We start from the raw sequence: 25,202 nt of genomic DNA on the forward strand, positions 1-25,202 counted from the left end.
CTCTCAGCCTTTCACCGCTCCGGCCGTCAGCCCACGCAGGAGGTGGCGCTGGATGGCCATGTAGAAGAACACCGGCAGGATCGAGAATGTGACGCCGGCCGCCATCAGCACGAACAGCGGCGTGTCGAGCTGCGTCATCAGCGTCGCGAGGCCGAGCGAGGCGGTGTAGAGCTCGTTCCGCGTGATGAGCGTCGAGGCAAACAGATACTCGTTCCACGATGCGAAGAAGGCGATGACGCTGACGGCTACGAGGCCCGGCCGGGTGAGCGGCAGAACGACGAGCCAGAGCACCTTCCAGCGATCGCAGCCGTCGATGAGCGCCGCTTCCACGATCTCCTTGGGCACCGCGTCGAACGACGTCTTCAGCACCCAGGCGCAAAGCGGCACGACGAAGGCCGTGTGCAGCAGAGCGAGCGTGAGAAGATTGTCGGTCCAGCCGAGCTGCCGATAGAGCGTGAGCACGGGTGCAACGACGACGGCGCCCGGCATCATCTGCGTGAAGAGCAGCAGCAGGCCGACCGCTGTACGCCCCGGCCAGTAGAGCCGTGAAAGCGCATAGGCGGCGGGAATGACGAGGATGATGGTGCCGATCACCGTCAGCGTGGCGACCAGTGTCGAGAGCAACAGCCAATGGCCGATCGGCTTGTCGGTGAAGAGCTGCAGGTAAGCCGAAAGATCGATGGCATGCGGCAGGAGCGGCGGCGGAAAGGACAGCGATTCCGCCGAGGATCGAAGCGAGGACAGCACCATCCAGTAGACCGGGAACAGGATGACCGCTGACGCGAATACGATCGCGGCGAAGCGTGCCACCGTCTCGATGCGGCCGCCCGCGCCGGGTCGATCGCTGTCGCGGATTGATGTCATTCCGGCACCTGCTGGCGGCGCTGGACTGCGACGAAGGCAATGGTCGAGACGGCCGAGATGAGGAAGCCGACCACCGCGATCACGCCGGCATAGTTGAAGTTGTAGAAGCGGAAGGCCTGCATGTAGATCGCCGGCGCGAGCGTGGTCGTGGCATCGACGGGGCCGCCGCCGGTGATCAGCCAGATCAGCGTGAACTGCTGAGTCGAATAGATGAAGCCGAGCACGGCGAGCAGCGCGAGCGAACTGCTGATGCCGGGAATGGTGATGTAGCGGAACTGCGCGATGCGCCCCGCGCCGTCGATGCGCGCCGCCTCGTAGAGCTCGTCCGGCACCGCTTGGAGCGCCGAGAGCAGGACGAGCGAATAGAAGGGGAAACCCTTCCAGACGGTGACCACGATGATGATGCCCATCGCGAGTGTCGGGTCGAGAAGCCATTGCGGGCTTTCGTCGGCGCCGGAAAAGAAGCGGACAAAGGCATTGAGGACGCCGAAGCTCGGATCGAGCATCAGCACGAAGGTGATGGCGACCGGAACCTCGGGAATGGCCCAGGGAATGGTCAGCAGGCTGCGGAACAACCCGCGGCCACGGAAGCTCCAGTTCATGAGGAGCGCGAGCGACAGGCCGACCGAGAGGATGATGACGTCGACCGAGATGGTGAAGACGAGCGTCCGGCCGATCATGCGCCAGAAGTCGGGATCGACCAGCATCTGCGCATAGTTGTCGAGGCCGAGACCATCAGGCGTCTCGAGGCTGTAAAGCGCGCCGCGCACGATCGGATAGAGGATGAGCGCGCCTTCGAGCAGCAGCATCGGAAGGACCAGGAGATAGGGAAAGCTGCGGCTGCCCACGACGCCGCTCGGCGTCCTCGGACGGCGAGCGCGGCGGATGGCCGTCTCGGGGAGCGCCGTAGCCAATGCCAACTGATCCTCCTGATAGCGGCGGCGGGACCGGTCGCCCTGCATTCGGCCGCCTCCGCTCATTGCGGCGTCGCTTCCGCCTTCTTGGTCTCCGCATCGCGCCGGCGGGGAATAGGCGCATTCGGCGAGTGAGCGCCGGCCGAATTGCCATGCCTTGCGTGGCGCGATGCGGAGGCGTCGGGCCCATGCGGGCTCGACGGGGCGGTTTGTCCGCGTCAGATACGCGTCGCGAGTTGCTCGAGCTGCTTCTGGGCGGCGTCCATCGCCGCCTTCACAGAGCCACCGGGGCGCAGTGCGCTCTGGAAGTTCTGCATGATGATGCGGCCGAACTGATCATCGACGAAGGCGAAGTCGCCCATCACGTCGATCGGCGAGACCTGCTTCGCCTCGTTGAAGCCCGTGATCCACGGCTTGTCGGCCAGGAACTGCTTGAACTTCTCCGACTTCGCGGCGAGGTCGTAGGGCGGCATGACATAGAGATTGGTGATCATAAGATCGGCCATCACATCCGGCGTCATGGCGAACTTGATGAATTCCTTCGCGCCCTCCGAATTCGCGCCCTTGAGGGCGATCAGCGGATGGATGCGGTCGAGCGACCGGCGGCTCGGCCATGGCGGGGGCGCGGAGAGCAGGTCGGGATAGATCGCCGGGTTCGTCGCGCGCAGCACGACCACGGTCGGGTTGACGCCGAAGGCCTGGGCGACCCGGCCGTCGGCTGCGAGCTTCATGATCGCGCTCTGGGCCGTGCCCTGCGGCACGCCGGCCTCGTAGAGGCTCTTCCAGAGTTCGAGCCCTTTCACCACCTCGGGCGAATTGGCCAGCGGCGTCTTGCCTTCCGCCCACTTCCCGTCGAACGGCAGGCAGAAATTCTGCAGCTGGAACCACCATTCGCCGGAATCGGCGATCACATTGGTGAGGGCAATGCCGAATTGCTCCGGCCGCTTCGTCAGCTTCGCCGTGGTGTCGATCCATTCCTCGGGCGTCGTCGCGGGTTTGAGGCCGGCCTTGCCGAACAGCGCCTTGTTGTAGACGAGGGCGAAATTCACATCGATCGCCGAGAGACCGTAGAGCTTGCCGTCGACGGTGAGGAACGCGTGGCCGGCGCTCGGCGTGATGCCAAGGGCGGAGACGACATCGTCGAGCGGCTCTGCGAGCTTGAACTTGCGGATGACCTGCGCGGCGAGATCCGGCATCGCCATCAACACGTCGGCGTCGATGCCGCCGGCCTGGGCCTGGATCACGACATTGGAGACGTACTGGCTCGCCGGCCAGCCCGTCCAGTCGACCGTGTATTTGGACTGGGACTCGTTGAACTTCTTGAAGAGCGCGTTCCACCCTTCCTTCTCGCCCGGCTGGAACTGCTCCCAGCTCATGACTTTCAGCGGAATGCGGTCGGCGGCGCGTGCCTGACGCACCAGCGGGCCGGCAACGAGCGCACCGCCGACGACGGCTGCGCCGCCGAGGAGCTGGCGCCGGGTCGGGCGCGTCCGAAATGTCGGGCTCGCAGCCCCGCCACCTTCTGGTCTGCTCATGGTCGTCTCCTCCCTGGCTCATGCCGAAGCGGCATGGCGACGTGGCCTTTTTGACCACTTGTTGATTGTTAACAATCCGACGATAACAGGTGAGCCTCTTCTGTCAAGCGATGGACCTTGCGCTCAGTTCGCTTCGATACGGAGGATGCTGCGTTCGGCCATATGAGCCTTCAGCCGCTCATAGGCGCCGCCGATATGCTCCTCGATACAGGCGCCAGCCGCTTCGACATCATGGCTGCGGATGAGATCGAGCAGGCGGGAATGGTCGCGGTACCAGGACGTCAGATAGTCGTTGGGCAGGCCGTCGCGCAGCAGCAGGAAGACGAAGATCTGCGAGCGAAGCGACTCCCAGGCCTTGTAAAGTCGAACGTGATGAGAGGCACGGAATAGCGCATCGTGGAAGTCGATATCAAGTTCGGCGACGCGCCGACGCGTCATCGATGCTCGCGGAACAGATTGAAATAACGTAAGAATTGCGTTGAGCGGCACGAAGTCGGCTTCTGTGGCACGCTCGCAGGCGGCTGTGACGGCAAGCCGCTCCAGGGCCTTGCGCAGCGTGTAGATTTCGGCGGCGTCCTCGACGGAGACCTGCGCGACCGTTGCGCCGCGATGCGTCTCGTGGATGACGAGGCCCTCCTGCTCCAACCGGAAGATTGCCTGGCGGATTGGGCCGCGGCTGACATTGAGGCTCTCGGCCAGTTCGTCCTCGATCAGCCGGTCGCCGCCCTTGAGCCGTCCCGAGAGGATGGCCTCGCGGATCGCGTCGGAAACGTCGTCGGTCAGCACCCGGCGCTCACGGCGATGGAGGTGGGGGGCAACTGGACTCTTGCTCATGCACATAGCCTACTGTTAACAATCTGGAGAGCGCCAGCAAAAAGCAGACGGACAAACGGCAGGAACATTATGCGCATCTTCAAGGTCAATTGGTATCCGCCTCAGAGCGAGGAGCTGGAGCGCCTCTACGGCAAGACGGTCGAATTCGACATCGACCCGATCCCCACCGATCCCGGCTACACGATTGCGCGCGAGCGCAGCCGCGCCGCAGACGCGCTGATCAATTGTTCGGCGACGCATCTCCTGCCGGCAGAGATCGACGATTTCGAAAATGTCCGCATCGTCGTGCGCGAGGGCGTCGGCTACGACAATCTCGATCTCGAGGGCTGGGGCGCGCGGGGGATTCCGGTCTGCAACGTTCCCGACTACGGCACCACCGAGGTCGCGGATCATGCGATCGCGCTGATGCTCGCATTGACGCGCGGCACGGCCACCTATGGCGACGTGCTTCGCAGCGATCCGGTCGGCAACTGGCGCTTTTCCGCGGCGCCGCTTGTTCGCCGCCATAAGGGAGCGACCTTCGGCGTGATCGGGCTTGGCCGCATCGGCCTTGCAGCGGCGCGCCGCGCGGCGGCCTTCGACATGCGCGTCGTCTTCTACGACCCGTATCTCCCGAACGGCACGGAACTCTCGGTCGGCTATGAACGTGTGCACAGCCTCACAGACCTCATGGCGATGAGCGACATCGTCAGCGTGCACACGCCGCTCAACGACGAGACGCGCGGCTTCGTCGGCAAGGCGGCGTTCGAGGCTGCGAAACCCGGGCTCGTGCTCGTCAATACGGCGCGCGGCCCGATCGTCGATCTCGACGCGCTGTATGACGCGCTCAAGGACGGCCGCGTCGCCGGCGCCGGTCTCGATGTGCTGCCAAAGGAGCCGGCGGACAGCGACCATCCACTCGTCAAGGCGTGGACCAGCCGCGAAAGCTGGCTCGACGGGCGGCTCATCCTGACCCCGCATGCCGCCTTCTACAGCCCTGCCGCCATGAACGACATGCAGCGCAAGGCCGTCGAGGTCATCCTCGCTTATACCGAGGAAGGCCGGCTGACCAACTGCGTCAACCGCCAGTTCCTGAAGTCGGCGTCGCCGGTACGCCGCGCCTCCTGAGCGTTGCGGGCAGGAGCGGCGTGCCGTCCCTGCCCGAATGCAGGCTTCAGCCGATCACGGCTGGCGTCTTGATCTTGTAGCGGGTCGCGAACTCCTGCAGCGCGGCCCAGGTCACGAGGTCGACCGGCAGGCCCTCGATGGCGCGGCGCTTCGCCTCCGCCTTCTCGATGTCGCCGGGCGCATGCACCTGCATCCCTGTCTTCGCCGGCTGCGCGCGAATGTCGGCCAGGAAGGACGCGATTCGCGCGTCGAACAGCGAAAGCGCCTGAAAGACGGCCGGCGCCATGATGATGAAGAAGTGGCCGATCCGGATTGGCTGCGAGAAGTCCGGTCCGCCAAACGACGCCAGCGTATGGCCGTGACCCATGCCGGTAAACGCCGAGCAGAGCAGGTCGATCATCGCGGCGAGGCCGCTACCCTTGTAGCCGAACACGGCGCCGCCGACGGGCGCCACCGCGACGGCATGATGCGGGTTGATGGTGAAATCGCCTTCGCGGTCGACGGCAACGGTTTCGGGCAGCGGCGTGCCCGTCGCGCGGCGCAGTTCGACGCGATTGAAGGGAACGGCGCTGGTCGCCATGTCGAGCAGGAGAGGGTCTTCGCCGGGCGCGGGCAGGGCGAAGCTGAGCGGATTGGTGCCGAAGAACGCCGACGTACCGCCGTGCGGGATGACCATGCTGTCAGCATGCGTCATGCCGATCGCGGCAAAGCCCCGCGTCGCCGCGAGGCGGGTATAGCAGCCTGTGGCGCCATGATGCGACGATCGGCCAACGGTGACCACAGCGACTCCGGTCTCGGCGGCGATCGCGCATCCTTCGTCGATGGCGCGATAGCTCGCGAGATGGCCGAGCCCGTCATCGGCATCGACATGGGCGACGGCCGCTGCCTTGCGCTCGATCGTCAATTGCGGCGTGCGATTGATGCGGCCGCCAGCGAGCCCGCGCATGTAGAAGGGCACCAGGCGGACGCCATGCGTGTCGAAGGCGCGGGACGACGCATCGACCACCGCGGTCGCAACGGCGGCCGCACTGGCGCGATCCGTACCCGCCGCGCTGAAGATGGCCGTGATGAAAGGCTCCAGATCGCTCGCCGCGATCTGCACCCCGTCGATCTTTTCGAGTGCCAAGACGTCCTCCCGGAATCGGTTGAGACGACGCGTGGCTAACCGTCGCCTGATGATTGTGAGTTTATACTGTTATAATCATTAGGGTGGATTCTCAGCAAGCCGCGTGCAGGGAGACGCGAGGCGGGTGCAAGGCCTTGTCCTCCTGACGAAGGGGTGTGGGCCGAGCCCTCAGCGGGCGGCGGTCGTGTTCAGATAAACCGAATAGAGGCGCTGCGTTGCGCAGATGAACAGGCGGTTGCGGAAACGGCCGCCGAATTCGACATTGGCGGCGACCTCGGGCAGCACGATCCTGCCGAGCAGCGTGCCGTCGGGCGCGAGGCAATGCACGCCATCCTCGGCGCTGGTCCAGATATTACCGTGCCGGTCGATCCTGAAGCCGTCATAGATCCCGGCCTCCGCCTCGCAAAGCAACCGGGGCGGGCCGAGCCGACCATCGGCGCCGAGGGGATAGGCCAGGAGGCGTGACGGGCTCGACCCACTATCGGCCACGTAGAGAATGCGCTCATCGGGCGAGAGCGCGAGGCCGTTCGGCTGCACGAGGTCGGTGATAACGGCCTCAGTGCGGCCGTCGGCGCCGACGCGATAGACATTGTTGCTGCCGATCTCGCTTGCGGTCCGCGCCCCTTCATACTCCGTCGCGATGCCATAGGTCGGGTCGGTGAACCAGACCGATCCGTCCCGGGCGACGATCACGTCATTGGGCGAGTTCAGCCGGCGTCCGTCGTGGCTGTCGGCGACCGTCGTCACCGAGCCATCATGCTCGAAACGCGCCACGCGTCGGTTCTGATGCTCGCAGGCGAGGACGCGGCCGGAGGGATCGAGCGTGTGGCCGTTCGCGAAGAAGGAAGGCGACTGGAACGGGGTGACCGCGCCGGTCACCTCGTCAAAGCGCAGCACGCGGTCATTGGGGATGTCGGAGAAGAGGAGGTGCCGCGCGGCCGGCACATAGACTGGCCCCTCGAGCCAGCGGCCGCCCTCATAGAGCACGTCGACATGCACATTGGGCAGGATCAGCGCCCTGAAGCGCTCGTCGCGTATATCGAACCAGTGCGTGATCATCGCTCTCTCCGAAGGGGGCGGCGCGCGTCGCGTGCCGCCCCGTCTTGTTCAGGCGTAGTTGTTGTAGAGGGTCTTCTTGCGCAGATAGCCCTCGATGCCGTGCTTGCCGTCCTCGCCACCGATGCCGCTCTTGCGATAGCCGACATGATGGGCATGCGGGCTCTCGCCGGAAGCGCGGTTGAGGTAGATCTCACCGAATTCGAGTTCGTTCACGCTGCGCATGATCCTGCGATGATCACGCGTGAACACATAGGCCGACAGGCCGAAATCGGAATCGTTGGCATAAGCAAGCGCCTGCTCGAAATCATCGACGGCGAGCGCCGCGATGACAGGGCCAAAAGTCTCCTGCTTCATGATGTCGAGATCGTTCGAGTCCACCGAGAGGATGGTCGGGTAGAACCAGTGGCCCCGTGCCTCGGCCTTTAGCGGCGTCGCATCGACAAGCTTTGCCGCCTTCTGCTTCAGCGCCTGTTCGACCATCGCCTTCAGCTTCGTGACCTCGCTCGCATTGATGCGCGGTCCGATATCGACGGCTGTTGTCGGATCGCCAACCGTCAGCTTCTGAACCCGCGCGATGAACTTCTCCATGAAGTCGTCATGGATGGCGCGGTGCAGATACATCCGGTCATTGCAGGTGCAGACAGCGCCGCCGGCGAAGAACTTCGAGGCGACGGCCGCCTCGACGGCCTCGTCGATATCGGCGTCCTCCATGACGATGAACGGAGCCTTGCCGCCGAGTTCGAGGCGGACGGGTTTGATATGCTCCGCGCCGAGCGCATAGATCTCGCCGCCGGCGCGTACGCTGCCCGTCATCGAGATGATGTCGGTGCCCTTGTGAGCGACGAGATGGGCGCCGACGGTGCGACCATCGCCGACAATCACATTGATCACGCCCTCGGGAATTCCGGCGCGGCGTGAAAGCTCGGCGAGCACCAGCGTGGTGAGCGGCGTCTGTTCGTGCGGCTTGATGATGATCGTGTTGCCGGTGACGAGCGCCGGGCCGACCTTGCGCGCAAAGAGCGCGGCCGGGAAGTTCCAGGCCGTAATGCCGACGGCGACACCGTAGGGAACGCGCTGGATCCAGATCTGCTCGTCCGGGTTCTCGCCCGGCATGATCTCGCCCTGGATATGGCGCGCGCTCTCCGCCGCATAGCGCAGGAGGAGGGCGGAGAAGGCGACGTCGATGCGCGAGTCGCGCAGGATCTTGCCGCCCTCGGCCGTCAGCAACTGCGCCAGCGTCTCGGCGTTCTCGTCGATGAGAGTGGCGAAGCGATTGAGCAGGGCCGCTCGCTGGGCGGCAGTGGTCCGCCGCCAGAGCGGCTGCGCCTTGCGCGCAGCAGCGATGGCGCGGTCGGCGTCCTCGATCGTGCTCGAGGCGACGGCGGCGACGATGCTCTGGTCCTTCGGGTTTTCGATCTCGCGCCGCTCGCGGCTTGCGGAATCGACCCACCGGCCGCCGATGAACAGCTGGCCATCGCCGATGCCGAAATCACGCATGGTCTGGATCGTCATGATCGCTTTCTCCTGTATCCGTGCTCGCAGATCTCGTGGATCACTTGATGATGCCGATCTTCTTGCGGTCGATCGTGACGAACACCGAAAGGACCAGCACCAGTCCCTTGACGATGTTCTGGAAATAGGGATCGAGGCCGACGATGTTCATGCCATTCGAGAGAATGGTGATGATGAGCGCGCCGAGGATCGTTCCCTGGATGCTGCCGACGCCGCCGGTCAGCGGTGTCCCGCCCACGACGACAGCGGCGATGGCGTCGAGCTCGAGCCCCTCTCCGAGCTGGGCGGTCGCCGCCATTGCGCGGGCGCCCTGCAGCAGGCCGGCCATTCCGCACATCAGTCCCGACAGGACGAAGATGGCGATCTTGACGCGGTCGACGCGGATGCCCGTCAGGAGCGCGATACGCTCACCGCCGCCGATCGCCCGCACCTCGCGGCCGAAGACCGTCAGGTTCAGCATCACGGCCGCGATGGCGATCAGCAGGATCGCAATCAATACCGAATGCGGAATGCCGGCTGTGCGACCCGAATAGAGATCGAGGAAGCGCTCGTCGTCGATGGAGATCGGCGCGCCACGGGTGAAGAAGAGCACGATGCCGCGATAGACGACCATCGCACCGAGCGTGACGATGAAGGATGGCACCTTGCCCTTTGCGACGACCACGCCGTTCACAAGGCCGGCCGCAGCGCCGACTAGGCAGGCCGGTACGATGGCATAGATGCCGAGGCTCGCCGATGTGGCCGCCGCCACGAGCGCCGCAAGGGCGACGATGGCCCCGACTGACAGGTCGATCGAGCCGGCGATGATCACGAAGGTCATGCCGAGGGCCGCCACCAGCAGCACGACGGCCTGCTGGGCGACGATCATCAGATTGTTGAACTGGAGGAAGCGCGGCGAAGCGAAGGAGAACACCGCGACGAGGACAAGCAGCAGCAGGATCGGGAAGAAGCGCCGGATGTCGTCTCGGCGCGAGCGCGCATCGGCCGGTCGCTGCGCGGTTTCGGAACGTCCCGTGACCGTGGGTTTTGCGGAGGACATTGGGTTTCCCTCAGGTCATGTGCCGGATGATGGCGTCTTCGGATGTGGCGGCCGGATCATCGATCGACGCCGCGATGCGCTTTTCACGCATGACCAGAATGCGGTCGCTGAGGCCGATGAGCTCGTTGAGATCTTCGCTGACCATCAGAATGGCGAGTCCTTCCTTCGCGGCCTCGCGCAGCGAGCGATAGATTTCGGTCCGTGCGCCGACATCGACGCCCCGCGTCGGATTGTTGAGCAGCAGCACGCGCGGATCGATGGCGAGGCATTTGCCCAGCACGACCTTCTGCAGGTTGCCGCCACTGAGCGAGCCGGAGCGTGCCTTTTCGGAACTCGCCTTGATCAGCAGCCGGGCGATCATCGCCTGCGCCATCGCGCGCGCCTTGGTACGATCGAAGAACGGCCCGCGTCGCGGCGGCTTTGCCATGACGAGATTGTCGAGCACGCTCGCATCGACGATGAGGCCCTCGGTCGTGCGCTCGCCAGGCAGATAGGCAATGCTCGCGGCCCAGCCCTCGGCGGGCGTTTTTGCCGCGAGCGGCGCGCCGCCGACCGTGATGCTGCCGCCCCGCGGCCGGACGACGCCGGCCGCAACTTCGAGGATGCGCTCGCCACCGGCGCCCTTGAGGCCCGCGATACCAAGGATTTCCCCCGGAGCGACCGAAAGACTGGTCGGCTCGAGCCCGTCGGCAGCGACATTGTTGAAACGCAGCATCGGCCCGCTGGATATCCGTGCCTCTGGACGGGGAGGGTAAAGACCCCGCGAGAGGTCGCGCCCGACCATCCGGCTCTGGATGCCTTCGCGGTCGAGTTCACCGGCGGCGAAGTCGCCGACCTTGCGGCCGTCCTTCAGGATGGTGAGTTGATCCGCTACTGCGTCGATCTCGGCCAGGTGATGCGAGACGAAAGCGACGACGAGACCGCGATCGCCGAGCGCGCGCATGGCGGCCAGCAGTTGGTCAGCCTCGCGATGATTGAGGAAGGCGGTGGATTCGTCGAACAGGACGGCGCGTGGGTCGGTGGAGAGTGCGCGCGCGACCTCGATGCATTTCCATTGGCCGAGATCGAGCCGTGCGAGCGGCTGCGCGACCGAGACATCGACTGCCAGCGTGTCCAGCAGCGCCTGCGCCGCGCGGTTCATAGCAGCCTGGTTGAGGAGGCCGCGACTGCGAAACCGCGCCAACTGGCCCGAGAAGACGTTCTCGGCGATCGACAGCGACGGATTGATGGTGATTTCCTGAAACACCAGCCGGACGCCAAGCGCTGTCGCCTCGGCCAGTGACCGGGGCGCATAGGGCTTACCGTCGATGGCGATACTGCCCGTATCGGGGCGCTCGGCACCGGCGAGGATCTTGAGCAGCGTCGATTTGCCGGCGCCATTCTCCCCGACAAGCGCGTGGACGCGGCCGGGCTCGAGCGTGATCGAAACGCCGGAAAGGGCCCGCGTGCTGCCGAAGCTTCTGGCGATGTCGGTGGCGACGATCTTCAAGGGCGTGTTCCCGGACGGCCCGGCTGAAGAGCAGGGCGAGACGGTTCGAAGCGATGTCGCGGCCCGGACGGAAGCTCCGCCGGGCCGCGATGGTATAGCCTGGCCTTACTTCGAGTATTTCAGCTCGAACGTGGCCGCGCCGGCGCTCGGCGTATAGGTCTGCGAGTGGGCCTTGAAGTCATAGGGCGGGACGCCGCCGGGGAAATCGGCCTCGAACTGCGCGACGCGGTCCTGCGTCAGCGGCAGCAGCTTCAGCTTGACGTTGTCCTGATCCTGCGGGATCGCGTGACCCTTGATCTGGTCATAGAGCATGACCAGAGCAAAGCCGCCCTGCAGCCAGTGACCGCCAATGTCGAACAGCAACTCGCCGTTCTTCACCGCCGTGACATTTTCTGGGTTGAGGTCCATGGCGACGACCATGACGTCCTTGCCGGGCTGCTTGCCGGCATTCTTCAGCGCCGTCATGACGCCCGTCGCGGTGCCGCCATTGGCGGCCCAGACCCCCTTGATCTCCGGGTTGCCCTGATAGAGCGACTCGAACACCGTCTGCGACGTATCACGGACAAAATTGCCGTCGACTTCGCCCGCGATCACCACTTCAGGATGATCCTTCAGCGCGTCTTCGAGGCCCTTGCGGCGGTCGATGGCGACCGAGGTTCCGGCCGTACCATTGACGACGCCGATGACCTTCTTGCCGTTCGCGTCGGCGGGAATGGCGGCGAAGAGTGCCTCGGCCATCTGCTTGCCGGCATCCTCGTCGCTCGGGCCGACAAAGGCGCGATAGTTCGGGAAGCGATCGCTCTGCGGCTGGAAGTCGGGATAGCTGTCGGTCAGGATCACCGGGATATTGGCGTCCTTCGCAAGCGTCAGGCCGCGGGCCGCCGTCGCCCAATAGGGCGTGAAGATGATGCCATCGACCGGTTGCGCGACGAGGTCCTCAAGCGACTTCACCATCTGGTCCGGCTTGTTGTCGGCGTTGAGCACGACAAGATTGACGCCGAGCTCTTCCGAGCCCTTCTTCATGAAGTCGATGTAGTTGTTCCAGAACTGCGCGGCGAGCGTCGGGACGACGACGCCGATGGTCGGCTTGTCGGCCGCCGCCGAGGCAGGGCCGGCCAGCGCGACGGCAAGCGGCGCCGCCATCGCGAGCATGAGGGTACGTCTAGAGATCATGAGGTCCTCCCCGGGGCCGACATTGTCAAAGTGCGACCGGGCCGGCCCGAACCGGTCGCTATGATGGTTGTGCCGACGGGCCTTTCAGCCCGCTCCTCCGGCGTCAGGCGCTTCGCGATCGCGCGAAGGAGGTGGCAAGCTCGATCGCCTCGATCAGGCTCGTCTCGCTGGCGATGCCGCGTCCGGCGATGTCGAAGGCTGTGCCGTGATCGACCGATGTGCGGATGATCGGCAGGCCGAGCGTGACATTGACCCCGCTCAGCGCCTCCCAGCGGCCGGTCTTCTCGTCCACCGAGAACCCGAGCAGCTTGACCGGGATGTGGCCCTGGTCGTGATACATCGCGATCACCGCATCGAACTGACGGGCGCGCAGCTTCACGAAGACCGTATCGCCAGGGACCGGACCCTCGACATCGAAGCCCTCGTCGCGAAGCTTGCGGATCGTCGGCTCGACGATGTCGATATCCTGCCGGCCGAACAGGCCGCCTTCGCCCGCATGCGGGTTCAGCGCGGCAATGGCGATCTTGCGGCGCGGAAGATCGAGCGCCTTGAGCGCCTCGTCGGTCAGCACCACGACGCGGCTGATCCGCTCGGGGGTGACGCGGCGCGGCACGTCTTCAAGCGCGACATGCGTGGTGATGTGGCTGACGCGCATATTGCCGTGAGCGAGCAGCATGACGCTGTCGCGAGCGCCAGTGAGGTCCGCCAGCAGCTCGGTGTGGCCGCTGTAGTGATGACCGGCGAAGTTCAGGGCCTCCTTGCTGATTGGCCCGGTGCAGATGGCATCTGCGCGCCCGTCCATCGCGAAATCGACGGCCCTCGCAATCGCGTCATAGGCTATGCGGCCACCCTCGGCGGTTGAACGCCCGACGGGAACGTCGAGCCGCTCGGCATCGACGTCGACAAAGGCAATGGCGGGCGCGTCGGGGTCGGTGAGCTGGGCCGGATCAACAGATACCGCCGGATCCTCGAGGCCGAGGGCTTTCACGGCATTGCCATGGGCCGAGGCCGATCCGACAAGCACGAGAGAGAACTCGCCCGAGGCGATGCGCGGGCGCAGCACCGAAGCTGCGCGCGCCATGATCTCCGGTCCAATTCCGGCCGGGTCTCCCGATGTGACGGCAATCCTGGGTCGAGACACTGATGCACCTGATCTTGTTTGAACGGAAGCTAGCGAAGGCTGGCGGCGTTGGGAAGTCAGATAATTCCACTTTCTATCAGAAAACGTCACCGCACTGCACAAAAACGGACAAAGCTGCGTGAGTGGCGCCGATAGCGTGATGAATGGGAGTTGACAGTTTTCGAAATCTCTCACTTTCTACCACAGGCGAGTGAATATGAGCGCGGGCTGCTGCGCCTCACTCGATCTGAAAGGGAGGATTTGCCATGGTATCCGTGAAGTTCGTGACCCGGCTCCTGGGCGCGGCGTCGATCGCCGCGCTGACCTGGGGCGCCCATGCCGACACCTACAAGCCGGAGTGCTTCAGCCCGGCCAAGGACAATCAGAAGACGATCCAGTATGATGCCAAGAAGGGCCCGTACAAGATCGCGCTGGTCAACGGCTATGTCGGCAATGACTGGCGCATCACCGCCATCCAGTCAGCCAAGGCATGGGGCGCGCGCCCCGACAATGCCAAGCAGCTGTCCGAATTCAAGGTGATCTCGGTCGGCAACGATTCCGCCGCGCAGATCGCCGCGATCGATAACTACATCGCTGCCGGCTATGATGCGATCGTCATCAACGCCGTGAACCCGACCGCCTTCGACGCGGTTGTGAAGCGCGCGCAGCGCGCCGGCGTCGTGCTCGTCACGTTCGACAACGTTCTCGATTCCGACAAGATCGTGCAGGTCAACGAGGACCAGTTCGACCTCGGCCGCATGAAGGCGCAGGCTGTCGTCGACGGTATCAAGGCTGCCAAGGGCGATGTGAAGGGCCAGGTCCTCGAGATTTCGGGCCTGCCGGGCAACAGCGTCGATCGCGACAACCATGAGGGCATGCATTCGGTGCTCGACCAATACAAGGACCTGAAGGTCGTACAGGTCGTCGGCAACTGGGATGCGGGCACCGCCGAGAAGGGTACCGCCGACGCGATCGCCACCAATGGCAACTTCGATGGCGTGATGGTCCAGGAAGGCGCGATCGGCGCGCTTCATGCGATGCAGGCCGCCAAGCACCCGGTCGTCCCGATCGGCGTCGACGCCGGTAACGGTACGCGCCAGCTCGCCGTCGAGGGCAAATATCCGGGGATCACGGCCGCGCAGGCGCCGGCAATGTCGGCACTGGCTCTGGAGGCGGCCGTCGTTCTGCTCGGTGGCAATTCACTGCCGCAGAAGGTTTTCCTGCCGATCCCGAACAAGAACAATGCCGATCTCGTTTCCGGCAAGGACTACTTCCCGGACCTGCCTCCGAACTTCTATACAACGACTGGCTATCCGCAGTGCTTCCCGGTTTTCACGCCGCAGGAACTGTTGGGACAGACCGCCCAGAACGCGGAGTGATCCGCCGCTGCGGGACATCGGAAGGCCAGTTGGAATGACATCTCTCGTCGAATTCTCCGCCGTATCCAAGAGCTATGGCGGGATTCCGGCCCTGACCGACGTCTCGCTGACGATCGAAGCCGGCGCCGTTCACGCCATTCTCGGCGAGAACGGCGCCGGCAAGTCGACCCTCATGAAGCTGCTGGCGGGCGTGATCACGCCCAATGGCGGCACCATCAAGGTCGACGGCATCGAGCGGCAGTTCGCGACGCCGCGCGATGCGACGGCGCTCGGCATTGTCTGCATGTTCCAGGAACTGTCGCTGATGCCGCACCTGACGGTGCGAGACAATCTCCTGCTCGGCGACGGCGGGCCGATGCTGCGCCTCATTGGCGGCGCCGCCGTCAAGGCCGTGCGCGCCTCACTGGATAGCGTTGGCGGCAGCCATATCGGCCTCTCTGCGCTTGTTTCCGAACTTCCGCTTGCCGATCGGCAGCTTGTCGAGATCGCCAAAGCCATCCATCGGCGGCCGCGTCTGTTGATCCTCGACGAGGCCACGGCGGCGCTAACGGCCGAGCGCGTGGAAACAGTGTTCGCCGTGATCCGCAAGCTGCGCGATGAAGGTTGCGCGATTCTCTTCATCTCCCATCGGATGTATGAAATCGACGCCGTGGCCGACCGCGTCTCGGTGTTTCGCAATGGCCGCCATGTCGAGACCTTCGCGGCCGGCACGCGCAACCGCGACGAGATGATCGGACTGATGGTTGGGCAGCCGCTGACGGAACTCTTTCCCCCGCGAGTCGCGGCGCCGGCCAAGGGCGTCGTACCACTGCTTTCAGGCCGCGGCCTCAGCTGGGAGCGCGGGCTCGACGGCGTCAACTTCGACGTCCGGCCTGGCGAGATCATCGGCCTTGGCGGTCTGGACGGCCAGGGCCAGCAATATCTGATGCATGCCGTCTTCGGCGTCCTGAAGGGTGTGCAGGGAACGCTGACGCTCGACGGCAAGCCGCTTGGGGGTGTCACCCCGCGCCGGGCGAAGGCGCCGGGCGTCGACATCGCCCTCGTTCCGGAGGACCGCAAGACCGAGGGCCTGATCCTCGACATGTCGATCGGCCAAAATCTCAGCCTCGCCGCGCTCAGCCGCAAGCCCTATGGACTGACAAACGCGGCGGGCCCGGCGGATGCAGCCATCGCGCGCCTCACGGAACGGCTGGAGATCAAGCTGAAAAGCCTCGATGACCCGGTCAAGACGCTCTCCGGCGGCAATCAGCAGAAGGTCGTGCTCGCCAAATGGCTCGCTCTATCGCCGCGCTGCCTGCTTCTGATGGATCCGACGCGTGGCATCGATGTGCGCACCAAGGCGCAGATCTACCGCCTTCTCCAGGAACTGGCAGGCGAGGGCCTCGCGATCATCCTTCAGTCGACCGACTATGAGGAGCTGATCCATCTCTGCCATCGTATCTACGTCTTCTATCGCGGGCGGGTTGTCCGCGAGATGAGCGGCGACGAGGTCACGCCCGATGCCCTGATCGCCGCTGCACTCAACGCCCACTCGAACACGGCCTCGACATGACAGAAACCGGCTCATCCCGAAGCGGCAGGTTCAAGGTGCCGCGCGTCGTGATTTCGGCGGTGCTGCTCGCGATCCTGTTCGCGCTCTACATCAGCATCCAGCCGCGCGGCTTCTCGACCTATGTGCTGACCATCTGGTCGAACCAGGGTCTGCTCCTGGCGCTTGCCGCCATCGCGCAGTTCTTCGTCGTGCTGGTGCGGGGCATCGATCTCTCGGTCGGCCCCATGATCGCGCTGACCAATGTCGTCGCCTCTTATCTCATCTCAGGTTCGCCGGCCCAGGTGGCGCTTGGAGTCGTGTTGGTCATGGTCGTCGGCATCGGCTGCGGTCTGCTCAACGGCCTCGCCGTCGTCGTCGGCCGTATTCCGCCGATCGTGGCGACGCTCGCGCTCGGCAGCCTCTATTCCGGCGTTGCTCTGCTGCTGCGCCCAACGCCGGGTGGGGCGATCGATGAGACGCTCTCCGACGCGTTGACCTATGACGTCTATGGGGTGCCCACGGCGCTGATCGCACTCGCCATCGTCTTGATTCTAGTCGCCATCCCGCTGCGGCGGAGCCGGTTCGGCATGAGCCTCTACGCCATCGGCTCCTCGCGTGACGCATCGGTGATGACCGGTATTCGCGTCCCGCAGATGACACTCGCGGCCTATTCGCTGGGCGGCTTCTTCGCGGCGCTCGCGGGCCTCTATGTCAGCATGCTGACGCTGACGGGCGATCCGAATATCGGCCCTTCCTACACGCTGAATTCGATCGCCGCCGTCGTCATCGGTGGCGTTGCATTGTCAGGCGGGGTCGGCTCGCCGCTCGGCGCTGCGCTCGGCGCCTTCATCCTCAAGACGATTTCGGCCCTTATGTTTTTCTCCAACCTTCCGCCGCTGGCCCAGCCCTTCTTCGAGGGCGCCATCCTCGCGATCGCCATCGTCCTTGGCTCGCTGGGCATGCTTCGCGTGCGGTCCCGCCTGGAGCGGTTCCTCTGATGTCGGCACCGTCATCGTCAACAGCCGACTCGGGCCGCAAGGCCTCTTGGGGCGTCGATCGCTCGGTGGTCATCCTTCTGATCGCGAGCATTGTGGTGCTGGCCGGCGCCGCGCTCGAATCCCCAGGCGTGCTCTCGGTCAATTATCTGCTGCAGCAGCTCCAGATCGCGTCAATCGTCGGCATTCTCGCAACGGGTGCGATGCTCGTCATCCTGCTCGGCCAGATCGACCTCTCGGTGCCGCTAACCATCACCGGAACGGCAATCCTCGCCACCTCGCTCGCAGGCTCGGGTAACCCGACGCTCGCCTTTATCGCGATCCCCGCCGGGCTCGCCGGCGGGCTCCTCATCGGGGCGGTCAACGGCCTCGGCGTTGCGATCTTCCGCATCCCGGCCATGGTGTGGACCCTCGCAGTCAATGCGATGCTGCTCGGGATCACGGTGTTCTACACCAGCGGTGCCAAGCCGGCCGGCGCGCCGCCGCCGCTGATGGTCTTCCTCGCCCGCGAGCGGACCCTCGGCATCCCGAATGCCTTCCTGCTCTGGCTCGTCGTCGGCGCCTTGGTGCTGTTCATGCTGCGGCGCACCGTCTTCGGCAATTATATCTATGCGCTCGGTCAGTCGCCGCGGGCTCTGTTCCTCGCCGGCGCGCCGGTCGAGCGGATCATCGTCGGCGTCTTCGCGCTGGCCGGCCTTCTTTCAAGCCTCGGTGGGCTGTTGCTTGTCGGCTATGCCAACCAGGCTTATCAGGGCATGGGCGACAGCTATCTGATGCCGGTGATCGCCGCAGTCGTCCTCGGCGGCACATCGATCTTTGGCGGCAGCGGCAATTATTCTGGAACCTTCATGGGTGCCATCTTCATCACGCTGCTCGCCTCGGTCCTTTCGCTGATGCAGGTCCCCGATGCGTTGCGGCAGATGGTGTTCGGCGCCATCATTCTTGCGATGCTATTGATCGACCGCGCCCGTCGCGCCCCCTAAACGCCGTCCGGAATCAATGAGCCAACCCCGACGCCCCGAACTCATCCCCGCCCAGCGCCGCGCGACGATGCTGGAGCTTATCCGCAAGCGCGGCGCCGCCTCCATCCAGGACCTGGCCGAGGCGATCGGCATCTCGATGTCGACGGTCCGCCGCGATCTGGAGCATCTCGAGGAGCGCGGCTATCTGGAGCGTTCGCATGGCGGGGCCGTGATCCAGAAGCAGTTGCAATCGACCTTTGAGCCGGAGGCGGCAATCACCGCGGAATTCGACCGCTTCGAGAAGGAAGCGATCGGCTCCGCCGCTGCGGCCACGCTGAAATCGGGCGCCAGCGTGCTCTTCGACAGCAGTTCGACCGTTCTGGCGGCCGCGCGCGCCTGTGTCGAACGGGCCCTTTCGCTGACTGCCGTCACCAATGATCTCGGCATCGGTCAAGTGCTGGTGGGGGCCAACAATATGCGGGTCGTCGTGCTCGGTGGCACGGTTCGGGCGGGCTCGCTGACCATGGTCGGTGAGCCGGGCGAAGGGCTGCTCCGCGAACTTTCAGCCGATGTCGCCCTGATCGGGACGCATGCCATAACGGGGCTTGGGCTCAGCGAAACCTCGCTCGAGGCCGCTGCCATGAAGCGCGCCATGATTGCGGCGGCGCGGCGCGTCGTCCTGCTCGCCGATGCATCGAAGTTCCGCGCGGCCGCGTTCTGCAGGATCTGCGAACTCACCGATATCCACGAGCTCTTTACCGACGACCGAGCCGACCCCTCCGAGATCGAGCGGGTCCGCAATGTCGGCGTCTCGGTGACCGTCGTCCCGTCGCGAGCCACGACGACCGCCGCCGCATGACGCTTTTTCGCCTCGTCGCCGACGATTTGACCGGAGCGCTCGACACGAGCGCGCAGTTTGCGGCCTTGATCGGTCCGGTTCCTGTTGTCGTCGATCCGAAGGCGGATCGTCCGACCGGATCCTTCGCAATCAATATGTCATGCCGCGACGGGCAGGCGGCGGCGGCAATCGCGGCAACGCGGGACACCACGGCGGTGCTTGCCGGGGGCGACATCGCCTTCAAGAAGATCGACAGCCTCTTGCGTGGTCACTGGGCCGCCGAGCTCGCGGAGGTCGCCCGGTCGGGACTGTTTCGGCGAATCATCCTCGCGCCGGCCTTTCCTGCGCAGCGGCGCATGACGATTGGCGGCCGCCAGATATTGGCCGATGCCACCGGCGCGATTACGTTGGTCGCAGAACCGGCGGCGGCTCTCGCCCGCTACGGCATCACCGTCGGGAACGAAGCTGCCGCGCTCGGTGATTGCGGCACGGAGGTCCTGCTGCTCGACGCAGCGACGGATGCCGACCTCGAGGCCATCGTCGCTCGCCACGGTGGCAGAGCCGGCACGCTCTGGTGTGGCGCCGCCGGGCTCGCCCGCGCACTCGCCGGCCGGCCGGCTCCGATTATTGCCCCGCCATCGGGCTCTCATCTCGTGCTGGTCGGCTCGCATCATCACGTCACGCTTCGCCAGATCGCGGCGTTTTCCGCACGCAGCCTGGAGCCAATCGCCCGCTACGGAGCGGATGCGGCGGCGAGCGCCCGGGCGATAACGGCACTGATGTCCGCGCGGGGCCGCTGTGTCGCCATTCCCGACCTGCCTGACGCGCTGGATGGCGGCGAGGCGGCGCGGCTCATAGCGCGCTGGATCGGCGCACTCGCTGATGAGATGGCGCCGCCCGATGTGCTGACCGTCGTCGGCGGGGAGACATTTGCTGCGCTCTGCACCGCGCTCGGCGCCGTGCGTCTTCTCGTGGAGGGGGAGAGCGAACCCGGCATCCCTGCCTCGCGGATGGATGTCGGCCGGTGGCGTGGGGTGTCCTGCTTCTCGAAGTCCGGAGCGTTCGGCGGCGAGGACTGGCTGGTACGGCAACTCGCCGTCGCGTGAGCGCGGCAAGGCTGGTCGATCCAACTGTGTCGGCAGCCTGCAGGCATCGTCGGCCCGATTTCGAGTGGATCCGGCTGGCGCAGCGCATTCCGGCAAGAATCTCACTGGACCAGATTCTCCCCTAAGCTGCGGGATCCGCTTGAACGCAATAAGTGCAATAAATCCTCTTGCCCGTTGCCGACGAGGCGATTCTCCGCAATCGTTGCATTCACCAGCCAGGAGCCTGCGCTATGAGCATCCTCGTCAGCTTCGCGCCCTTTATCGTCTTTGCCGTCCTGGTCCATTTTGGGCTGACGGTCGCCGGCCTTTGGACGGCGGCAGCCGTATCGGCGGCGATGATCGTTCGGGACAGTCTATTGAAGCGTAAGTCGCCGAAAATCCTCGAAGTGGGAACGGTCGTGCTGTTTGGCGGCCTGGCGATCTTTACGACGGTGACCGCCCATGAATGGACGATCCCCTTGGTGCGGCTGGTCGTCGACTGCGGCCTCTTCGTTATTGTGGCGATCTCCATCGCGATCGGGCAGCCATTCACCATACAATATGCGAAAGAAACGGTACCGCGAGCGCTCTGGAGCAATCCCGAGTTTCTCCGCGTCAACTACAAGATATCAGGCGTGTGGGCTTTGGCCTTCGCCGTCTGCGCGATCGCTGACTTGATCATGGGCTTTGTGACGGCCGTCCCGCATTGGGTCGGCGTGGCCGTGACTGTCGCGGCGCTCGTCAGCGCTTTCAAATACACCGAGAGCCATTCGAAGGGCCGCTCCGAGCCGGCTTGAGATCGCCAATTCGGTCCTCGGAAAAGCCAACCGCGCAAGGAGAAGGGCGACGTGGTGCGTCACCCGCCGCCGCCGCGTCTGTTTCGACGATGCTCTCGATGCCGCTCTCTCAAGATGCCTTACGGCCTGTGTGCGGCCCGAACCAACGCTGCCAGCGACAGCAGCACGGCCGACGCGGCGATTCCGGCCGTGACGACTCCGGCTGGCGTCCAGCGCGCGGTGCCCTGCAGCGTGATGTTCTTCCCAAACTTGCAGTCCCAGGCCGCGCGCATTTCTTCCGGGTGATAAGGGTAGTCCGGTTGTGAGCGATTTGAATTTTCGGTCATATGATGCCCTTCAGTGTTGGACCCGATCGTTGAGCACGAGTGCGCGCTATGCCGCCCCGATCATCAGTGATGATAAGGAGGCCGATACTGCGGACGTAGTGGAACAATGGGAAACTGACTGGCGTCCTCGAGGCTGTCGAGCCAGGCTTCATCCTGGTGGCGTAGCCGTTGGCGATCGACCGCTGCAGCCTTCCGAAGGCAATCGTAATAGCGATCGGATTTGTACTTTGCCTGCTGACGGCAGTTTTTCTCGACCGATTGTTGATAGTTCTGCCAGGTATTGCATCCCGGCAAGAGCGCCAAGGCAAGCGCTCCAAGGATCCATCGGCGCCACAACATGGGGACCTCCGAGCTGGCCGGTACGCGTTGGGTGACACGGCCATATCTGCCTCAACTCCGCCCGGTCTCCCGCCGTTCCCCCTCGACAAGAATATCGCCGGGCCGGCCGCACAGCTAGGGTTGAGACCTGATCCTGTCCGTGTCGTGGAAGACGTCGGGCGCCCCGATATCAGACGAATCGGTAGGCACCCGATCGGGAGCCCAAGCTCGACCTGACGCATCGTCTTGCGAAACGATCGCGCTTGGCGTGTGCCTGCTCAAGCGGCAACCTGCCTCCCGGAATGTCAATAATCCTCTGTTTCGAGGCCGGTCATTCCACATGGTGAAATTCCCGACCAAATGTGAAGATGTCATCCCGCAGCTCGTCTAGCCCTTGAGTAAAGGGAGAGCCTGATGAGCGACACAATCAAGTCTGCGGAGGCATTCCAGCTCGCCTGGAAGCCCGGCAGTTCGCGACTGGCCAACAGCGGTTGGGTGCGGGTCGAAACCGAGGGTGGCACGATCGGCTACGGCGAGGTTTCGCCGATGCTGGGCGGCGAGCACTCGATCGACATTATCAATCGCTATATCGCGCCGATGATCGTCGGCGCCGATCCGCTCGATCATGCCGTTCTTTACGATCGGGCGCTTCACAGGCTGGTCAAGCTCGGCCCGGAAGGCGCGGTAACCGGCGCTTTGGCGGGCGTCGACATCGCGCTTTGGGATATCAAGGGCAAGCTGCTCGGCGAGCCGATCTACAAGCTGCTCGGCGGAGCGTGGCGCACCGAGCTGCCCTTCTATTCCTCGATCGGCGGCAACCAGGACACGACCGTCGAGGAAACGCTGGCTCGCGTCGAACGGCGTTGGCGCAATGAACAGCCATCCGCGATCAAGATCAGGCTCGATGGCGACCGGACGCGGCAGGACCACGATCTTCCCGGCGACATCGCGAAGGTGAAGGCCGTCCGCGCGCTGGTCGGTCCCGACCTGCCGCTCGCCTTCGATGCCAATAATCAATATTCGATCAGCGGTGCCATGCGGGTTGGCCGTGTGCTCGAAGATCTCGGCTATGCCTGGTTCGAGGAGCCCGTGCAGCATTATCATGTGCATGCCATGGGCGAGGTGGCGCAAAGGCTGAGCATCACCGTCTCGGCGGGCGAGCAGACCTATACGACCCAGGCGCTCGTCGACCTGATCCGGTCCGGCGTCCGCATGGTGCAGCCCGATATCGTCAAGATGGGCGGCATTACCGGGCTCATGCAATGCGCCGCCATCTGCTTCGCACATGGCGTGGAGTTCGTGCCGCACCAGACCCAGCCCGGCATCGGCCACATGGCCAATCTCCATGTGCTCTCGACGGTGATGCACATGACCAAGCCGGCCGAATATGCCGACGACACCGGGCGCACCGACATCGCGTTCACGCATCCTATCGGGCCGGAAAACGGACGGTTCCGGCTGACCAGCCGTCCGGGGCTCGGCCTCGACATCAACGAGGATGAGATCGCCAGACGTCGCGTCTGAGGAGCGTTTGCCGAGGCATGACGTGATCCCGGGAGGAGGGGACAAATGACACTATCGCGCAGGACATTCCTTGGTGCAGCGGGTGCCGCAGGCATCGCCGCGGGGTTCGGCTTCAGCTTCGAGGCGAACGCACAGGATGCCGGAGCCATCACCATGGCGCTGGCGGTCCGCGGGCTCAACGGGCTGAGCCCGCAGCAGCCCGGTACGGTCGGGGCTGACAACTGGGTGATGTTCCAGATCTACGAGGGTCTCGTGAAGGTGCCAGACGGCAACTACGCGAACCGGCCTGAGGACTTCCTTCCCTCGCTCGCCGAAAGCTGGGAGTCGACGAGCGACGCGCTGACCTGGACCTATCACCTGCGCAAGGGCGTCCAGTTCCATAAAGGTTATGGCGAGATGACGGCCGATGACGTGCTGTTCTGCTACAATCGCCAGCTCGATCCGAAGACGGTCACCGTCAACAAGCTCTACTTCAAGAATATCGCGTCGATCGAGGCGCCGGACGCCTATACCGTCGTCATCAAGCTGACGCAGCCCGATCCGATGTTCAACGGCACGGTCGTCTCGACCCTGTCGGCTGGAATCATGAGCAGGAAGGCCTTCGAGGAGAAGGGCGCCGGCTTCAATTTCGATCCGATCGGCACCGGGCCCTTCCAGCTCGAAAGCTATGACGACGCGCAGGGTGCGATGCTCGTCGCCTTCCCCGACTTCCATGGAGAGAAGGCCGCGGCGGAGCGACTGACCTTCACCTTCATCGCCGACACCACCGCCCGCACGCTCGCATTCGCCTCCGGTCAGATCGACATGATCGACGGCGTCCGCTCGCCGGGCTGGATCGAATCCATGCAGCAAAGGTCCGCCGACACGAAATTCGACGTGACCTCGCCCGGCAGCTTCAATTTCCTGCATCTGAACCTGACGCGGAAGCCGCTCGACGACATCCGCGTGCGGCAGGCAATCCGCTATGCGATCGACAACGAGCAGATCGCGCAGGCCTATGGTGCCGTGGCCAAGCCGATGGTCGGCCTCATCGCCAGCCAGTTCGAGGGCTCGGTGACCAAGGACGAACTGCCCGCGGACCTCAAATACAACTACGATCCGGAAAAGGCCAAGGCGCTGCTTGCCGAGGCCGGCCTCGGCGGCGGGGTCACCATCCCCTGTTATGTCAGCCAGCGCGAAGACTATCAGACGATCATGCTGATCGTTCAGGAACAGCTGCGCACGGTCGGCATCACCCTCGATATGCCGGTCATCGAGCACAACACGTTCCATGCGGACAACCGCAACGACAAGAACGCCATGCCGCTGAACTCGACCAGCTATCCCCCGCTGCCGCTCAATATCTTCGCCCAGCAGGTGTCGGGGCCAGCGGCGGTCAAGGCCGACGGTACCGGCGGCGGCAATTACAGCCATTACGGCGTGGTGATCCCGGGCGTCGATCAGCTTCTGGATCAGGCACGTCAGGAGCCGAGCTTCGAGGCCCGCACGGCCATCTTCAAGCAGATCGAGACCAAGATCCTGTCCGATCTTCCCTGTCTCGGGATCATCACGCTCGGCTATGTCGTGGCGCGGAACCCGCGCGTCGATCTTGGATACGAAGTCGTATCGGGCGGGGCCGCCTGGGCCCTCTGGCGCGCGCGTCGCGCGAGCTGATGACGAGGATGGCGCGCCGCCG

At 64.6% G+C, this 25,202-nt stretch carries 23 protein-coding genes; 10 read left to right on the forward strand and 13 right to left on the reverse strand.

What is annotated here, in order from left to right; genetic code table 11:
- Window positions 1-3: 3 nt before the first annotated feature.
- The 4 genes from LB518_RS19205 to LB518_RS19220 form a co-directional block, all read right to left on the reverse strand.
- Complete coding sequence (locus tag LB518_RS19205; RefSeq protein WP_224579420.1) at window positions 4-864, reverse strand: carbohydrate ABC transporter permease; 861 nt, start codon at window positions 862-864, stop codon at window positions 4-6.
- Window positions 861-1,784, reverse strand: coding sequence for a carbohydrate ABC transporter permease (locus LB518_RS19210; protein WP_224579421.1), 924 nt, complete (start codon window positions 1,782-1,784; stop codon window positions 861-863). The genes LB518_RS19205 and LB518_RS19210 overlap by 4 nt, the downstream gene beginning before the upstream one ends.
- Window positions 1,785-1,996: 212 nt before the next feature.
- A complete protein-coding gene (locus LB518_RS19215; protein WP_224579422.1) occupies window positions 1,997-3,313 on the reverse strand; it encodes an ABC transporter substrate-binding protein in 1,317 nt (438 codons plus the stop codon).
- Between the two features lie 123 nt (window positions 3,314-3,436).
- Complete coding sequence (locus LB518_RS19220) at window positions 3,437-4,147, reverse strand: GntR family transcriptional regulator (protein WP_224579423.1); 711 nt, start codon at window positions 4,145-4,147, stop codon at window positions 3,437-3,439.
- A gap of 69 nt (window positions 4,148-4,216) precedes the next feature.
- Here LB518_RS19220 and LB518_RS19225 point away from each other — a divergent pair, with 69 nt between their 5' ends.
- Complete coding sequence (locus tag LB518_RS19225; protein WP_224579424.1) at window positions 4,217-5,254, forward strand: C-terminal binding protein; 1,038 nt, start codon at window positions 4,217-4,219, stop codon at window positions 5,252-5,254.
- Between the two features lie 46 nt (window positions 5,255-5,300).
- Here LB518_RS19225 and LB518_RS19230 read toward each other — a convergent pair whose 3' ends face one another.
- From LB518_RS19230 to pdxA, 7 genes are all read right to left on the reverse strand, one after another.
- Window positions 5,301-6,380, reverse strand: coding sequence for an Ldh family oxidoreductase (locus LB518_RS19230; protein ID WP_224579425.1), 1,080 nt, complete (start codon window positions 6,378-6,380; stop codon window positions 5,301-5,303).
- 168 nt (window positions 6,381-6,548) lie between these two features.
- The gene (locus tag LB518_RS19235) at window positions 6,549-7,439 is read right to left on the reverse strand and encodes an SMP-30/gluconolactonase/LRE family protein (protein WP_224579426.1); all 891 of its coding nucleotides are present in this window, start codon (window positions 7,437-7,439) and stop codon (window positions 6,549-6,551) included.
- 48 nt (window positions 7,440-7,487) lie between these two features.
- Window positions 7,488-8,951 carry an aldehyde dehydrogenase family protein gene (locus tag LB518_RS19240; protein ID WP_224579427.1) on the reverse strand — a complete coding sequence of 488 codons (1,464 nt, stop codon included), beginning with the start codon at window positions 8,949-8,951 and terminating at the stop codon, window positions 7,488-7,490.
- 40 nt (window positions 8,952-8,991) lie between these two features.
- Window positions 8,992-9,990, reverse strand: coding sequence for an ABC transporter permease (locus tag LB518_RS19245; RefSeq protein WP_224579428.1), 999 nt, complete (start codon window positions 9,988-9,990; stop codon window positions 8,992-8,994).
- A gap of 10 nt (window positions 9,991-10,000) precedes the next feature.
- On the reverse strand, window positions 10,001-11,479 hold the full coding sequence (locus LB518_RS19250) for a sugar ABC transporter ATP-binding protein (RefSeq protein WP_224579429.1): 1,479 nt from the start codon (window positions 11,477-11,479) through the stop codon (window positions 10,001-10,003).
- Between the two features lie 105 nt (window positions 11,480-11,584).
- A complete protein-coding gene (locus tag LB518_RS19255) occupies window positions 11,585-12,652 on the reverse strand; it encodes an ABC transporter substrate-binding protein (protein ID WP_224579430.1) in 1,068 nt (355 codons plus the stop codon).
- A 103-nt stretch (window positions 12,653-12,755) separates the two neighbouring features.
- Complete coding sequence (pdxA, locus tag LB518_RS19260) at window positions 12,756-13,793, reverse strand: 4-hydroxythreonine-4-phosphate dehydrogenase PdxA (protein ID WP_224579431.1); 1,038 nt, start codon at window positions 13,791-13,793, stop codon at window positions 12,756-12,758.
- 245 nt (window positions 13,794-14,038) lie between these two features.
- Here pdxA and LB518_RS19265 point away from each other — a divergent pair, with 245 nt between their 5' ends.
- The 7 genes from LB518_RS19265 (at window position 14,039) to LB518_RS19295 (ending at window position 21,359) form a co-directional block, all read left to right on the forward strand.
- On the forward strand, window positions 14,039-15,151 hold the full coding sequence (locus LB518_RS19265; RefSeq protein WP_224579432.1) for a sugar ABC transporter substrate-binding protein: 1,113 nt from the start codon (window positions 14,039-14,041) through the stop codon (window positions 15,149-15,151).
- Between the two features lie 34 nt (window positions 15,152-15,185).
- A complete protein-coding gene (locus LB518_RS19270; protein WP_224579433.1) occupies window positions 15,186-16,703 on the forward strand; it encodes a sugar ABC transporter ATP-binding protein in 1,518 nt (505 codons plus the stop codon).
- Complete coding sequence (locus LB518_RS19275) at window positions 16,700-17,680, forward strand: ABC transporter permease (RefSeq protein ID WP_224579434.1); 981 nt, start codon at window positions 16,700-16,702, stop codon at window positions 17,678-17,680. The genes LB518_RS19270 and LB518_RS19275 overlap by 4 nt, the downstream gene beginning before the upstream one ends.
- Window positions 17,680-18,660 (forward strand): ABC transporter permease, encoded by a 981-nt coding sequence (locus LB518_RS19280; RefSeq protein ID WP_224579435.1) that lies wholly within the window; start codon window positions 17,680-17,682, stop codon window positions 18,658-18,660. Before LB518_RS19275 ends, LB518_RS19280 begins: the two co-directional genes overlap by 1 nt.
- Window positions 18,661-18,676: 16 nt before the next feature.
- Window positions 18,677-19,498 carry a DeoR/GlpR family DNA-binding transcription regulator gene (locus tag LB518_RS19285; RefSeq protein ID WP_224579436.1) on the forward strand — a complete coding sequence of 274 codons (822 nt, stop codon included), beginning with the start codon at window positions 18,677-18,679 and terminating at the stop codon, window positions 19,496-19,498.
- Window positions 19,495-20,583, forward strand: a complete 1,089-nt coding sequence (locus LB518_RS19290; RefSeq protein WP_224579437.1) for a four-carbon acid sugar kinase family protein — start codon at window positions 19,495-19,497, stop codon at window positions 20,581-20,583. The genes LB518_RS19285 and LB518_RS19290 overlap by 4 nt, the downstream gene beginning before the upstream one ends.
- A gap of 230 nt (window positions 20,584-20,813) precedes the next feature.
- Entirely contained in the window at window positions 20,814-21,359 is a 546-nt protein-coding gene (locus LB518_RS19295; RefSeq protein ID WP_224579438.1) for a hypothetical protein, read from the forward strand.
- Window positions 21,360-21,478: 119 nt separating this feature from the next.
- Here the strand turns inward: LB518_RS19295 and LB518_RS19300 are convergent, their stop codons facing one another.
- Both LB518_RS19300 and LB518_RS19305 read right to left on the reverse strand, forming a co-directional pair.
- Entirely contained in the window at window positions 21,479-21,685 is a 207-nt protein-coding gene (locus LB518_RS19300; protein WP_224579439.1) for a hypothetical protein, read from the reverse strand.
- Window positions 21,686-21,748: 63 nt separating this feature from the next.
- Complete coding sequence (locus LB518_RS19305; protein WP_224579440.1) at window positions 21,749-21,988, reverse strand: hypothetical protein; 240 nt, start codon at window positions 21,986-21,988, stop codon at window positions 21,749-21,751.
- 429 nt (window positions 21,989-22,417) lie between these two features.
- On the opposite strand from LB518_RS19305, the gene LB518_RS19310 reads away from it, so the two are divergent.
- Together LB518_RS19310 and LB518_RS19315 are read left to right on the forward strand one after the other, a co-directional pair.
- Entirely contained in the window at window positions 22,418-23,527 is a 1,110-nt protein-coding gene (locus LB518_RS19310; protein ID WP_224579441.1) for a mandelate racemase/muconate lactonizing enzyme family protein, read from the forward strand.
- A gap of 45 nt (window positions 23,528-23,572) precedes the next feature.
- Complete coding sequence (locus LB518_RS19315; protein WP_224579442.1) at window positions 23,573-25,180, forward strand: ABC transporter substrate-binding protein; 1,608 nt, start codon at window positions 23,573-23,575, stop codon at window positions 25,178-25,180.
- Window positions 25,181-25,202 lie beyond the last annotated feature (22 nt).

Origin of the sequence: Mesorhizobium sp. BR1-1-16, assembly GCF_020165495.1 — a bacterium.
Lineage (GTDB): Bacteria > Pseudomonadota > Alphaproteobacteria > Rhizobiales > Kaistiaceae > Kaistia.